Annotated in this window: 13 protein-coding genes and 1 tRNA gene; 2 read left to right on the top strand and 12 right to left on the bottom strand. The window is 61.4% G+C overall.

Annotated features, from left to right (window positions below):
• Positions 1-21: 21 nt before the first annotated feature.
• The 10 genes from rpmI to PSUB009319_RS10730 all read right to left on the bottom strand — a co-directional run bounded on the left by rpmI (position 22) and on the right by PSUB009319_RS10730 (position 9,165).
• On the bottom strand, positions 22-219 hold the full coding sequence (rpmI, locus tag PSUB009319_RS10775; protein ID WP_004636003.1) for a 50S ribosomal protein L35: 198 nt from the start codon (positions 217-219) through the stop codon (positions 22-24).
• A gap of 179 nt (positions 220-398) precedes the next feature.
• Positions 399-920, bottom strand: coding sequence for a translation initiation factor IF-3 (gene infC / locus PSUB009319_RS10770; protein ID WP_185453454.1), 522 nt, complete (start codon positions 918-920; stop codon positions 399-401).
• 42 nt (positions 921-962) lie between these two features.
• Positions 963-2,870: a threonine--tRNA ligase gene (gene thrS, locus PSUB009319_RS10765; protein ID WP_124382229.1), complete on the bottom strand. Its 1,908-nt coding sequence runs from the start codon at positions 2,868-2,870 to the stop codon at positions 963-965.
• A 378-nt stretch (positions 2,871-3,248) separates the two neighbouring features.
• Positions 3,249-3,325: transfer RNA gene (locus tag PSUB009319_RS10760), tRNA-Val, on the bottom strand.
• A 22-nt stretch (positions 3,326-3,347) separates the two neighbouring features.
• Complete coding sequence (locus PSUB009319_RS10755; RefSeq protein WP_124382228.1) at positions 3,348-5,585, bottom strand: bifunctional (p)ppGpp synthetase/guanosine-3',5'-bis(diphosphate) 3'-pyrophosphohydrolase; 2,238 nt, start codon at positions 5,583-5,585, stop codon at positions 3,348-3,350.
• Between the two features lie 27 nt (positions 5,586-5,612).
• On the bottom strand, positions 5,613-5,981 hold the full coding sequence (locus PSUB009319_RS10750) for a RidA family protein (protein ID WP_124382227.1): 369 nt from the start codon (positions 5,979-5,981) through the stop codon (positions 5,613-5,615).
• Between the two features lie 27 nt (positions 5,982-6,008).
• Positions 6,009-6,878, bottom strand: a complete 870-nt coding sequence (locus PSUB009319_RS10745) for an alpha/beta fold hydrolase (RefSeq protein ID WP_124382226.1) — start codon at positions 6,876-6,878, stop codon at positions 6,009-6,011.
• 145 nt (positions 6,879-7,023) lie between these two features.
• Positions 7,024-7,803: a 3-hydroxybutyrate dehydrogenase gene (locus tag PSUB009319_RS10740; protein WP_124382225.1), complete on the bottom strand. Its 780-nt coding sequence runs from the start codon at positions 7,801-7,803 to the stop codon at positions 7,024-7,026.
• 14 nt (positions 7,804-7,817) lie between these two features.
• On the bottom strand, positions 7,818-8,453 hold the full coding sequence (locus tag PSUB009319_RS10735) for a 3-oxoacid CoA-transferase subunit B (RefSeq protein WP_124382224.1): 636 nt from the start codon (positions 8,451-8,453) through the stop codon (positions 7,818-7,820).
• Positions 8,454-8,463: 10 nt separating this feature from the next.
• Positions 8,464-9,165 (bottom strand): CoA transferase subunit A, encoded by a 702-nt coding sequence (locus tag PSUB009319_RS10730; protein WP_124382223.1) that lies wholly within the window; start codon positions 9,163-9,165, stop codon positions 8,464-8,466.
• A 167-nt stretch (positions 9,166-9,332) separates the two neighbouring features.
• On the opposite strand from PSUB009319_RS10730, the gene PSUB009319_RS10725 reads away from it, so the two are divergent.
• A complete protein-coding gene (locus tag PSUB009319_RS10725) occupies positions 9,333-9,878 on the top strand; it encodes a LuxR C-terminal-related transcriptional regulator (protein WP_124382222.1) in 546 nt (181 codons plus the stop codon).
• A gap of 10 nt (positions 9,879-9,888) precedes the next feature.
• On the opposite strand, the gene PSUB009319_RS10720 is transcribed toward PSUB009319_RS10725, so the two are convergent.
• Positions 9,889-10,674, bottom strand: coding sequence for an SDR family oxidoreductase (locus PSUB009319_RS10720; protein ID WP_124382221.1), 786 nt, complete (start codon positions 10,672-10,674; stop codon positions 9,889-9,891).
• A gap of 210 nt (positions 10,675-10,884) precedes the next feature.
• Between PSUB009319_RS10720 and PSUB009319_RS10715 the strand changes: the two genes are divergently transcribed.
• The gene (locus PSUB009319_RS10715; RefSeq protein WP_124382220.1) at positions 10,885-12,570 is read left to right on the top strand and encodes an electron transfer flavoprotein-ubiquinone oxidoreductase; all 1,686 of its coding nucleotides are present in this window, start codon (positions 10,885-10,887) and stop codon (positions 12,568-12,570) included.
• A 75-nt stretch (positions 12,571-12,645) separates the two neighbouring features.
• On the opposite strand, the gene aroC is transcribed toward PSUB009319_RS10715, so the two are convergent.
• The gene (gene aroC, locus PSUB009319_RS10710; protein WP_124382219.1) at positions 12,646-13,746 is read right to left on the bottom strand and encodes a chorismate synthase; all 1,101 of its coding nucleotides are present in this window, start codon (positions 13,744-13,746) and stop codon (positions 12,646-12,648) included.
• Positions 13,747-13,824 lie beyond the last annotated feature (78 nt).

The following is a 13,824-nucleotide window of genomic DNA, read 5'->3' as shown; positions in this document are numbered from 1 at the left end:
TCCTTTCGTAGTTAGTTAGGGTTAGGCGTAAGGCATCATCGCGCGAACGGACTTCAGGTTCGTCTCATGGACGCCCTCGGTACCGCGCAGGTGACGCTTGTTCTTGGTGGTCTTCTTGGTCAGGATGTGACGCTTGAAGGCTTGGCCACGTTTGATCGTGCCACCAGGACGGGCAGTAAAGCGCTTGGAGGCGCTTTTCTTCGTCTTCATCTTCGGCATGGAACAACTCCGTTTTTGACATGAAGCCAGGTGGACGGCTGGCGCCGACACTTGCAAGACCCGGGCTCACTTGTTGTATCGCGACAGATTCGGGGTTTGCACACCTGACCCGCCGCGTTTTCCGACGTTTCCGTCCGGAACCTGCTCAGCGCGGCCGGAATCGCCCGGCCGCCACTGCATTACTTTTTCTTCTTGGGCGCCAACATCATCACTGCCTGGCGACCTTCCATCTTCGGCATCTGCTCAACTTGACCGAATTCTTCCAGGTCAGCCTTGATACGCTCCAGTACGCGCATACCGATCTCCTGGTGAGCCATTTCGCGGCCTCGGAAACGCAAGGTAACCTTCACCCTGTCGCCATCCTCCAGGAAGCGCGTCGCGTTGCGCAGCTTGACGCCGTAGTCGTTGTCGTCGGTACCAGGGCGGAACTTGACTTCCTTCACCTGGATGACCTTCTGCTTGAGCTTGGCTTCGTGAGCCTTCTTCTGCTCCGAATACTTGAACTTGCCATAGTCCATCAGGCGGCAGACGGGCGGCTGCGCGGTCGGCGCGATCTCGACCAAGTCGACGTCTTTCTCTTCTGCCAGACGCAGTGCGTCGAACAGCTTGACGATGCCGAGCGCTTCTCCCTCAACCCCGGTCAGCCGGATTTCCGGTGCGCTGATCTCGCGGTTGATGCGGTGAGATTTCTCAGTAGCGATGTTGATGTCCTCAAAGAATCAAAAAAACAGGCCGTGCCCAGCTCATGACTTGTTGGCGAGATCGTTCTGCAGTCGCTCAACGAGCGCCGAAACTGGCATAGAGCCTAGATCGACGTTGCCACGGGCACGCACGGCCACCTGATTTTCATCCCGTTCTTTGTCGCCCACCACAACCTGGTAAGGGACCTTCTGCACGGAATGCTCGCGGATTTTATACCCAATCTTCTCATTCCGCAAATCAACAACCGCCCTAAATCCTTGTTTTTGCAGGGATTGCGCAACGGATTGTGCGTATTCGGCGTGCGAATCGGTAATGCTGAGCACCGCAACCTGCACCGGCGAAAGCCACGTGGGCAGCGCGCCCGCGTACTGCTCGATCAAGATACCGATAAAGCGCTCCAGACTACCGACGATGGCACGGTGCAGCATGATCGGCCGATGGCGCGCGCCATCTTCGCCAACAAATTCGGCATCCAAGCGCTCCGGCAGGTTCGGATCGACCTGAATCGTGCCGCACTGCCACTGGCGGCCGAGTGCATCTTTCAACACATATTCGATCTTCGGACCGTAGAACGCCCCTTCGCCCGGCAGGTACTCGAACTCACAGCCCGACGCACGCAAACCGTCGGCCAACGCCGCTTCGGCGCGGTCCCAGCTTTCCTCGGTACCGATGCGCTTGTCGGGGCGCGTGGACAGCTTGTACAGAATGTCGGTAAAGCCGAAATCTTTGTAGACCTTCTGCAGCAGCGTCGTAAACGCCGTCACCTCGGCCTGAATCATGTCTTCCGTGCAGAAGATGTGACCGTCGTCCTGGGTGAAACCGCGCACACGCATGATGCCGTGCAGGCCGCCCGAGGGCTCATTGCGGTGGCAGGCGCCAAATTCGCCGAAACGCAGCGGCAGGTCGCGGTAGCTCTTGATGCCCTGCTTGTAGATAAGGATGTGGCCGGGGCAGTTCATCGGCTTGAGCGCGTATTCGCGCTTTTCCGATTCCGTGATGAACATGTTCTCGCGGTACTTGTCCCAGTGGCCCGTTTTCTCCCACAGTGACTTATCGAGAATCTGCGGCCCCTTCACCTCCTGGTAGCCGTTCTCGCGATAGACGCGGCGCATGTACTGCTCGACCTCCTGCCACAGCGTCCAGCCCTTGGGGTGCCAGAACACCGTGCCGGGCGAGTATTCATCGATATGGAACAGGTCGAGTTCACGGCCGAGCTTGCGGTGGTCGCGTTTCTCGGCTTCTTCCAGCATGTGCAGGTAGGCTTCCTGGTCTTCCTTCTTGGCCCAGGCCGTACCGTAGATGCGCTGGAGCATCTCGTTGTTGTGGTCGCCGCGCCAATAGGCGCCAGCAACCTTCATCAGCTTGAAGACCTTGAGCTTACCCGTGGACGGCACGTGCGGGCCACGGCAAAGATCAACAAAATTGCCTTCACGGTACAGGCCGATTTCCTGGTCTTCCGGAATGGAGGCGATGATCTCAGCCTTGTACTTCTCGCCCATGCCCTCGAACAGCTTGACGGCATCGTCGCGGTTCCAGACTTCGCGCGTGACCTTCTCGTCCTTCTTGGCGAGTTCAGCCATCTTCTTTTCGATGGCAACGAGGTCTTCCGGCGTGAAAGGACGCTTATAGGCAAAGTCGTAGTAAAAGCCGTTGTCGATCACCGGGCCGATCGTGACCTGCGCGTCCGGATACAGCTCCTTGACGGCGTATGCCAACAAGTGCGCCGTCGAGTGACGAATCACATCGACCCCGTCAGCATCCTTGTCCGTGATGATGGCGAGCTTGGCGTCGCGATCAATCGTGTAGCTGGTGTCGACCATCTGGCCGTCCACACGGCCCGCCAGCGCAGCCTTGGCCAGACCCGCACCGATGCTTTGCGCCACGTCAGCCACCGTCACCGGGCCGGGAAACTCGCGCCGGGAACCGTCCGGCAACGTGATTGCGATCATGCTTGCTCCTGTGGAGTCACCATCGCGCATTTAGAGATAGATACGCGGCGGTCGTTATTCTGTCGTGCGCCACGCCAAACCAGCGCAGCAGGTTGTCGAATCAAATGCTTCGAAGCGCTTTCAGCTCGATCGTCACGCGCGATACGAAACTGCGGACGAAAAAAAACGCGGCCAAGGCCGCGTTTTCATTTGCGCTATCTACCGCTTGGGCAGACCGCAAAGGGCAGGAACACAACCCCGACGCACCTTGACTACTGTCGCTCCGAAGCGGTTGTAGTTCGCGGTGCTCGAATCATATTCGCCTTGTGTTAATTGCACGGGACAAACCCGAGGGATGACGGCTTGGACATCCTACCCGACGCGTCCTGCTAAATGCGTTGGTAGGCTCGATTGGACTCGAACCAACGACCCCCACCATGTCAAGGTGGTGCTCTAACCAGCTGAGCTACGAGCCTGCCGAAGAACAAGACTATACCGTCACTTCCGCCGCGCTGTCAATACCCCTTGCACTTCTTCGATCAAAGTCAGCGCGCGCTGCAGTTGTGTGGCCTCTGCCACCTCCGCCGTGAACTGCATTTTGGCAACGCCCTTGCTCGACAGCGTGCGCACGCCGGTCACGTTGATCTTCTCGCGCGAGAGGATTTCCGAGATGTCGCGCAACAAACCCTGCCGGTCCAGCGCCTCGACCTGAATGTCAATCGGGTAGACCGAATCGCTACGCTGCCCCCACTCCGTCTGAATCACGCGACCCGGCGCGCGGGCGGCCAGTTGCTGGAACGTCGCGCAGCTCTGCCGGTGAATCGACACGCCACGCCCACGCGTGACGAAGCCGACGATCGGATCCGGCGGCGCGGGCTTACAGCAGCGCGACATCTGCGTGAGCAGTGAATCGACGCCCACCACCAGCACGCCGCTTTTTGCGCCACGGGCCACGCTGGTCGCGCGGCTCTTCTTGGTGATGGCCGCCTCATCATCGACGGGCGCTGGCGGCGGCGCGCCATCGGAGCGCAGAACGGCCTCGATACGGCGCAGACTCAGCTCGTCTTTGGCGACCACGGCATAGAGATCGTCCGGCGTCTTATAGCCGAGCTTGGCCGCCAGCTCTTCCAGGTTGACGGCGGTCTTGCCCTCGCGCTGCAGCGTCTTGTCGATGAGTGCCCGGCCCTGTGCGAGCGTCTCTTCCAGCTCCATTGCGTTGAACCACGCACGCACTTTCGTGCGCGCGCGCGGGCTGGCCAGGTAATGCAGCTCAGTGTTCAACCAATCGCGCGACGGTCCGCCCTGCTTGACTGTAACGATCTCGACGGTCTGCCCGTTCTTGAGCGGTGTATTCAGCGGCACCATCGTGCCGTCGACCCGCGCGCCGCGGCAGCGATGACCGAGATCGCTGTGCAGGTAATAGGCGAAGTCGACCGGCGTCGCGCCTTGCGGCAACGCGATCACGCGTGCCTGCGGCGTCAGCACGTAGATGTGGTCATCCAGTTCGGTGTGCTTGAGCTGCTCCCAGGGCGAATCCTCGTGCGCGACGGTGTGTTCGGCGTCATCCTTCCAGGCGAGCAACTGCCGCAGCCAGGCGATTTTCTCGTCGTAGCGCTCGCTGGCAGAAAACTGGCCGGCATAACCCTTATTGCCAGCTTCCTTGTAGCGCCAGTGTGCCGCCACACCGTATTCGGCAAAGTGGTGCATCTCGCGCGTGCGGATCTGCACCTCCAGCGCGCGGCCATCGTCACCGATCACCACCGTATGCAGCGACATGTAGCCGTTGGCCTTCGGACGCGAGATGTAGTCGTCGAACTCCTTCGGGATCGGCTGCCACATGTGGTGTACGAAACCGAGCACGGTGTAGCAATCCTTGATGTCGTCGACGATGACGCGGAAGGCGCGCACGTCGTACAGATCGGCAAAGTCGAGTTCCTTGCCGCGCATCTTTTTCCAGATGCTGTAGATGTGCTTGGGCCGCCCGCTTACCTCGGCCTGGATGCCGGCGTCGTGCAGTGTCTTCTGCAGTTGCGCGATGGCCTGGCCGATAAATTTTTCTCGCTCGATGCGCTTTTCATCAAGCAGGCGGGCGATGCGCTTATAGGTGTCGGGGTCGTCGAAGCGGAAACCGAGGTCTTCAAGCTCCCATTTGAGTTGCCAGATACCCAGGCGGTTGGCCAGCGGCGCGTAGATGTCGAGCGTTTCGCGCGCTATGCCTTCGGGCACGGGGCGCTTGGTCTGCGCGAGCCAGCGCAGCGACTGCAGCCGTGACGCCAGCCGGATCAGCACCACGCGAATGTCTTGCGCGAACGCGAGCAGCATCTTGCGCAGCGCCTCGACTTGCGCCCGGCGCGCCTCGGCTTCGTTCTTGCGCGTGATGCTGGCATCGGTGGGGCTGACGAGACCTGCAATCGCGCCGATGCGCAGCAACTGCCGCACGTCGTGCACAAGCCTGGCGACCTCGGCGCCGAACGCAGGTTCGAGCGCCTTTTCGTTGTCCATCGCCAGCGTAGGCAGCAGGAACAGCGCGGCAGCCTGCAGCGACGGCGCATCGACGCGCAATCCTTCAAGAATGGCAATCGTGCCGCGTGCGTGCGACTCCAGCGGCTCGCCGGTCAGCGTGACGCGGTCTGCGGCGTTGGCTGCGAGGTACTCGATCGCCCGTGCGACCTGCTCTGCCGCGAGTGTTGCCAACTTGCCAGCCCCTTCGGCTGGCCGGTCGGTCTTGTTCTCCATGATGCGTCCTGCTGTGACGCGACGGGCTCAGCTTTTTTGCGCTGCCGTCACGACGATTTCAATGCGGTACTTCGGATTGGCCAGCGCGGCCTCAACCGTGGCACGCGGCGGCGAATTCTTCGACTCGGCGGCGACCCATTGATCCCACACTTTGTTCATCTCGCCAATCTCGCTGATGTCCGCCAGGAAGATCTGGCACATCAGGATGCGCGTCTTGTCGCTGCCATTGGCTGCCAACACGCGATCGATGATGGCGAGCACTTCTGCCGTCTGCTCGGCAATACCAGAATCCAGCGTGGTCTCTGGCACTTGGCCGGCCACATAGACGACACCGTTGTAGACAGCCGCGTCGGAATAGCGATGTTCTACGTTGTAACGCTTCAGTTCAGTGCTCATCTTGCAAATCGAATAGGGTCAAAACGGTCATTGACCGAGGAAGAATTTGCGGGCAATCGCCACTTGATCCGGCTGGATGAAGGTCGGCGCGTGGCCTACGTCGGGAATCTCCACCGTGCTCACATGCTGGCCCCGCTGCGTCATGGCTTCGACGGTCTCGCGCGTCAGCAGGTCCGATTGCGCGCCGCGCACGATCAGTACCTCGCCGGGGATCGCCTCGAACAGCTTCCACAGCGTGGCTTCGCCGGCGGCGATCAGTTCGGGGGTGGCACTCTTGAAAGGCTCGGCCAAGCGCGGATCGTAGTGCAGGATCCATTCGCCGCCCTGCGGCTTCAGAATCGCGGTGTTCAACTCGCGCCACTGCTCCGGCGTGTGGGGGCCAAACGAAGCGCTGATCGTCTTGAGGTACGTCAGCCCTTCATCAAAGGTCTTGAAGCGGACGTTCAGGCCCAGGTACGCACCGATGCGCGTCAACGACGACTCCGTCACGCGCGGGCCCACATCGTTGAGCAGCAGCTTGCGGACCGGCGATTTCGGCAGACCCGCCAGGCTCATGCCAATCAGCCCGCCCATCGACGTACCAAACCAGTCGACCGACTCCACATTCAGGCGCGCCAGCAGCGTCACCATGTCGGCCACATACTGCGGCAGCACATAGCCCTTCGGATCGAGCAGCCAATCGGAACGCCCGCGGCCGACCACGTCGGGGCAGATGACGCGATAGTCATTGCGCAGCGCTTGCGCCAGCACGTCAAAATCGCGCCCCGTGCGCGAGAGCCCGTGCACGCAGACCAGCACGCGCGGATTCTGCGGATCGCCCCACTCGTGATACGCCATCCGGTGCAAGCCGGACGGGCTCAGGCACTGCACGAAGGCAAGGCGCGGCGAAACGGGCATGAACAACTCCTACACAGGAATGACGGAGACAGCGAAGCCCGATTGTACGCGGCTCGGCAAGCATGCGGCGGCGCAGCAGACGTGCCAGTCTTCGCAAAACAAAAAAGCCTCGCCGAAGCGAGGCCTTTCCGAAACAACAGCCGTGTTACTGGGCCACCCAGCCGCCGTCCATGTTCCAGGCCACGCCGCGCACCTGTTCGGCTGCGTCGCTGCATAGGAACACCGCCAGCGCGCCGAGCTGATCGGGTGTAACGAATTCGCCCGAAGGCTGCTTTTCCATCAGCAGCTCCTTCTTGGCCTGCAATGCCGGGATACCCTCCTTCTCGGCACGCGCATCGATCTGCTTCTGCACCAGCGGCGTCAGCACCCAGCCCGGGCAGATTGCGTTAGACGTGATGCCGGTCTGCGCCGTTTCCAGCGCCACCGACTTGGTCAAGCCAACGATGCCGTGCTTGGCCGCCACATATGCCGACTTCTGCGCTGATGCCACCAGACCATGCGCCGAAGCGATGTTGATAATGCGGCCCCAGTTCTTGCGCTTCATGCCCGGCACGGCCAATCGCGTCGTATGGAAGGCCGAAGTCAGGTTGATCGCGATGATGGCGTCCCAGCGTTCGGTCGGGAAATCCTCCACGTTGGCCACGTACTGAATGCCGGCGTTGTTCACGAGAATGTCCACGCCGCCGAATTCAGCGTCGGCGTAGGCGAACATCGCTTCGATCTCGGTCGGCTTGCTCATGTCGGCGCCGTGGTAGCCGATGCGGATGGCGCTCTTGCCTGCGGCCGCGATCTGCGCTTTTGGCGCTTCCACATCGCCAAAGCCGTTCATGATGATATTGGCGCCCTGCGCGGCCAGCGAGCAGGCGATACCCAGACCAATCCCACTGGTCGAGCCCGTAACAAGGGCGGTTTTTCCTTGCAGCATGCAGGTTCTCCGGATTACAGCAAATTCACGCCAGTCTTGGCCTGGATGTCTTCGCGCGACACACCGGGCGCGGTTTCGACCAGCTTCAGGCCCTGCTCTGTCACGTCGATCACGCCCAGATCGGTAATGATGCGGTCGACCACACCCACGCCCGTCAACGGCAGCGTGCACTTGGGCAGCAGCTTCAGGTCTTCGGTCCCGTCCTTCTTCTTGGCGGTGTGCTCCATCAGCACGATCACGCGCTTGACGCCGGCCACGAGGTCCATCGCGCCGCCCATGCCTTTGACCATCTTGCCGGGGATCATCCAGTTGGCGAGGTCACCCGTCTCGCTCACCTGCATCGCGCCGAGAATCGACAGGTTGATCTTGCCGCCGCGGATCATCGCAAAGCTCTGATCGCTGCCGAAGATGGCGCTGCCCGGCAACGTGGTCACGGTTTGCTTGCCGGCGTTGATGAGGTCGGCGTCCACTTCGTCTTCCGTGGGGAACGGGCCGATGCCAAGCATGCCGTTTTCGCTCTGCAGCCAGACTTCCTTGTCGCCTGTGTGATTGGCGACCAGCGTCGGGATGCCGATGCCGAGGTTGACGTAGAAACCGTCTTGCAATTCCTGAGCAGCACGCGCCGCCATTTGGTCTTGAGTCCAGGCCATGTCGGTCTCCTTAGTTGGCGGCTCGGATGGTGCGCTTTTCGATGCGCTTCTCGGGCGCCGCATTCAGCACGATGCGATGCGCGTAGATGCCTGGCAGGTGGATGTCGTCCGGAGCAAGCTCGCCCACCTCAACGATCTCTTCCACTTCGACGATGCAGATCTTGCCAGCAGTCGCAGCAGCCGGGTTGAAGTTGCGTGCGGTCAGGTTAAAACGCAGGTTGCCGGACTTGTCAGCCACCTGAGCCTTGACCAGCGACACATCGGGCACCAGCGAGCGCTCCATGACGTATGTTTCACCGTCGAACTCGCGCAGTTCCTTGCCCTCGGCCACCAGCGTGCCGACACCGGTCTTGGTGAAGAACGCGGGGATGCCGGCGCCGCCAGCGCGCAGCTTCTCCGCAAGCGTGCCTTGCGGGGTGAACTCCAACTCGAGTTCGCCAGCCAGATACTGGCGTTCGAACTCCTTGTTCTCGCCCACGTAGGACGAAATCATTTTCTTGATCTGGCGGGTTTCCAGCAGCAGGCCCAGGCCAAAGCCGTCGACGCCCGCGTTGTTGGAGATGCAGGTGAGGTTCTTGGCACCCGAATCACGCAGCGCGGCAATCAGCGCTTCCGGAATGCCGCACAGGCCGAAGCCGCCCACGGCAATGGTTTGGCCGTCTTTGACGACGCCCGCAAGCGCCTCGCTGGCGCTGGCGAAGATTTTGTTCATGCGTGCTTCTCCTTGGTGGTCCAACAAGTCCGGCTGGGTTTCGCGGCTGGGTTTTTGACCGTGCGCACAGTTGGGGAATACGTGCGTGCGGCGCCGGAAAATTGTAACGGTACAATCCGGCGAGAATACGCAAGCGTCGCGCGACGCAGCAATACGTACGAATACATATGCCCGCCCTCGACTATCAGACTGCGTTCCAGCTTGCCCCGGTTGGCATGGTGATGTCCCGCGAGCGCATCATGCTCGACGTCAACGATGAAGCCGCCCGCATCTTTGGCCAGATGCGTACCGCAATGATCGGACAATCGTTTGAGTTGCTCTATCCGACACACGACGAATACGAGCGCACCGGCGCCCGCATCATCCCCGTCATGAACGCACGCGGCAGCTACTCCGACGAACGCATCATGAAACGCGCCAGCGGTGAGCTCTTCTGGTGCCACGTCACAGGTCGCGCACTTGATCGCACCAAGCCGCTAGGGGAAGGCATCTGGACATTCGAAGACCTGTCAGCACACCGCCCCGTCACAGCAGCGCTCACGCCGCGCGAGCGCGATATCGCCGCGCAACTGGTCGAAGGCAAGACCAGCAAGCAGATCGGCAAGCAGTTGGAAATCAGCCCGCGCACGGTGGAGATCTATCGCGCGCGGCTGATGAAGAAGTACGCCGCCGGCACCTCGCTTGAGTTGGTGCAGCGGCTAATGGGGCACTAGGCGACGGTGCTTAGACCATGCCGTCGTCAGCGTTGATGACGGCGCCATTGATGAAGTCAGATTGATCCGACGCCAACAGCAGAATCAGCCCATCCAAGTCTTCCGGTTTGCCAACACGCTTGCGAGGCAGCATCTGCACAAGCTTCTGGCCCGGCTCTGTTTCCCAGTGGTGATGATTGATTTCGGTATCGATATAACCCGGGCAGATCGCGTTGGTATTGATGCCGTAACGGCCCCACTCCAGCGCCATGGCCTTGGTCATGTGCACCACCGCCGCCTTGCTCATGCAATACACACCGATCTGCGACAGCACCTTGAGCCCCGCCACCGAGGCAATGTTGATGATGCGCGATTGCGGCAGCGGTGAGCCGTTCTTCTCCGCGCCCTTGGCCCGCGCAATCATGCGCTTGGCGGTTTCCTGGGCCACGAAAAAGGCGCCGCGCGTATTGGTATCAAACACGAAATCGAAGTCATCCGGCGTAACGTCCACCATGCGCTGCGTGGTGGAAACGCCCGAGTTGTTGACCAGTATGTCGATGGTGCCCGCCTCGGTTTCAGCGTGGGCAATGGCTGAACGGATGCTATCCGGATCCGTCACGTCCAGGCGGACGACGTGCGCACTGCCGCCCTTTGATTCGATGTCGGCGCGCAGTTCCTTCAAGCGCTCGACGCGGCGCGACGCCAGCACGACCTTGGCACCGGCCGCAGCGAGCGTGTGCGCGAAACGCGCGCCCAGGCCACTCGATGCGCCCGTGATCAGCGCGACCTTGCCTTCCAGATTGATCGACAAACCCATGATGCGTGATCCCCGTATGTTGGTTTGGCATGCGCCGGGGCGACTCGAAGCGGCTCCGGCATGTGATTTGAGCGCAGCGTAGCAAAAAATCGAACGATCGTTCAGAAATTCCCCTTGCCGCATCCGGGCGCGTCCCGGACAATGCGGGAAATTCTAATGCAGCAATCCGTCATACCAATAAGCAAACGCCCTACAAGCGAAGAGGCACTTATGAACCAGCAGCAGCTCCTTGAGCAATACGGCCCACGAGAGTCCATGGAGTATGACGTCGTTGTCGTCGGTGGCGGCCCTGCCGGCCTGGCGACTGCGATCCGCATCAAACAACTGGCCGCCGAGACGGGCAAGGAAGTGTCCGTTGTCGTGCTGGAAAAAGGCTCCGAGCCGGGCGCGCATATTCTTTCGGGCGCCGTGATGGACCCGCGCGCCATCACCGAGCTGCTGCCCAACTGGAAAGCCGACGGCGCCCCGCTCAACCAGGCCGTGACCGGCGACGATGTGCTCTTCCTGAGCGAAACCGATTCCAAGCGTACGCCCGACTGGCTTGTGCCGCGCAACTTCCACAACCACGGCTGCTACGTCGTCTCGCTGTCGAACGTGGTCAAGTGGATGGCCACGCAGGCCGAAGCGCTCGGCGTGGAAATCTTCCCCGGCTTTGCCGCAGCGGAAGTGCTCTATGACGACAAGGGCGCCGTGCGCGGCGTCGCCACCGGCAACATGGGTATCGGCAAGGACGGCGAACCGACGGAGAATTTCCAGCTCGGCATGGAGCTGCTTGGCAAGTACACCATCTTTGCTGAAGGTGCACGCGGCCACCTGGGCCGCCAACTGCTGGAAAAATTCAAGCTCAACGCGGGCAAAGACCCTCAGACCTTCGCCATCGGCATCAAGGAACTGTGGGAAATCGACCCAGCCAAAGCCAAGCCCGGCCTGGTGGTACACACGGCCGGCTGGCCAATGGAAGATGACACCTTCGGTGGCGGCTTCCTGTATCACCTGGAAGACAACAAGATCACGCTCGGTTTTGTGATCGGGCTGGACTACAAGAACCCGTGGATGAGCCCGTTCGAGGAAATGCAGCGCTGGAAGGCCCACCCGGCCATCCGCGCGCACATCGAAGGCGGGAAGCGCATCGGCTACGGCGCCCGCGCGATCAACAACGGCACGCCGCAGGCTCTGCCCAAGACGGTGTTCCCGGGCGGCGCACTGGTCGGCTGCGACGCCGGCTACCTGAATGCCGCGCGCATCAAAGGCAGTCACGCGGCCATCAAGAGCGGCATGATGTGCGGCGACGCCGTGTTCGAAGCCGTGACGACCGGCCGTTCGGCGGATGAGCTATCCGCCTACCCTGCGGCCTTCGAGCAAAGCTGGCTGAAGGAAGAGCTGGACCAGTCGCGCAACTTCAAGCTGTGGTTTAAGAAGAGCCCGACGCTGGGCAAGATCATGACCGGCATCGAGCAATGGCTGCTGCCCAAGATCGGCGTCAGCAACCCGCCGTGGACGCTGCACGGCACGAAGTCGGACAACCAGTCGCTCAAGCCCGCATCGGAATGCGCGAAGATCGAGTATCCGAAGCCGGACGGCAAGATCACGTTCGATCGCCTCTCGTCGGTGTTCATCTCGAACACCAACCACGAAGAAAATCAGCCGGCTCATCTGACGCTGAAGGACCCGACCGTCCCGACGCGCATCAACCTGACGCAGTTTGCCGGCCCCGAGCAGCGCTACTGCCCGGCCGGCGTGTATGAATTCGTCAAGAATGATGAAGGCACGGAGCGCCTGCAGATCAACGCGCAGAACTGCGTGCACTGCAAGACCTGCGATATCAAGGACCCGACCCAGAACATCGTTTGGGTCACGCCGGAAGGCGGTGGTGGCCCCAACTACGTCGGCATGTAAGCCGGCGGACGCGGGCAAGCGCCCAACAAAAAAGACGGCTCCAAGCCGTCTTTTTTGTTGCCTACCTGAACTGAATTACGAGGCTTTTGCTGCGATGGCCGGCGTCTCGACCGACACATCGCCGCATTGCGCGCGGTGGCGCAACGCGTGATCAATCAGCACCAGCGCCAGTAGCGCCTCAGCAATCGGCGTGGCACGAATGCCCACGCACGGATCGTGACGACCGAACGTTTCCACCATTGCCGGATCGCCTGCCTTGTCGATCGAGCGGCGCGGCGTTCGGATGCTCGACGTCGGCTTGATCGCCAGCGACACGGAGATGTCCTGCCCGGTCGAAATGCCGCCCAGGATGCCGCCCGCGTTGTTGCCGACGAAACCTTCCGGCGTCAGTTCATCGCCGTGCTCGGAGCCGCGCTGGGCCACGGCGTGGAAGCCCGCACCGATCTCAACGCCCTTGACTGCGTTCAGACCCATCATGGCGTGGGCGATATCGGCGTCCAGGCGGTCGAACAGGGGCTCCCCCCAGCCAACCGGTACGCCGGTGGCCACCACTTCAATGCGGGCACCGACGGAATCGCCGTCCTTGCGCAGCGCATCCATGTAGGTTTCGAGTTCAGGAACGACCTCGGCATTGGGCGCGAAAAACGGGTTGTTCGGCACCTCGTTCCAGTCGACGAACGGGATCTGGATATCGCCGAGTTGCGACATGAAGCCGTGGATTTCGATTCCAAATTTTTCGCGCAGCCACTTTTTGGCGACTGCACCGGCGGCGACGGTCGGCGCCGTCAATCGTGCCGAAGAACGGCCACCGCCACGCGGGTCGCGAATGCCGTATTTGTGCCAATAGGTGTAGTCAGCATGGCCGGGACGGAAGGTCTCAGCAATGTTGCTGTAGTCCTTGCTGCGCTGGTCGGTGTTGCGGATCAGCAGGCAAATGGGTGTGCCAGTGGTCTTGCCCTCGTAGACGCCGGAAAGAATTTCGACCAGGTCGTCTTCCTTGCGCTGCGTGACGTGGCGCGAGGTGCCGGGCTTGCGGCGGTCCAGATCGGGTTGGATATCTTCCGCGCAGAGTGCCATGCCCGGCGGGCAGCCGTCGATGACGGCGCCGATGGCCGGGCCATGCGACTCGCCGAAGGTGGTGACGGAAAACAGCAGGCCCAGGGTATTGCCAGACATGATCGTGCTCGCGATTGTGCGCAGAAATGTGCCGCCAAAGCGGCGGCACGGTACATCGGGAAACCGCTATTGTAAGCC

The sequence above is a fragment of the Ralstonia sp. SET104 genome, assembly GCF_003851545.1.
Lineage (GTDB): Bacteria > Pseudomonadota > Gammaproteobacteria > Burkholderiales > Burkholderiaceae > Ralstonia.
Note: the sequence above shows the minus strand (reverse complement) of the source record. Positions and strands in the feature narration are given on the sequence as shown.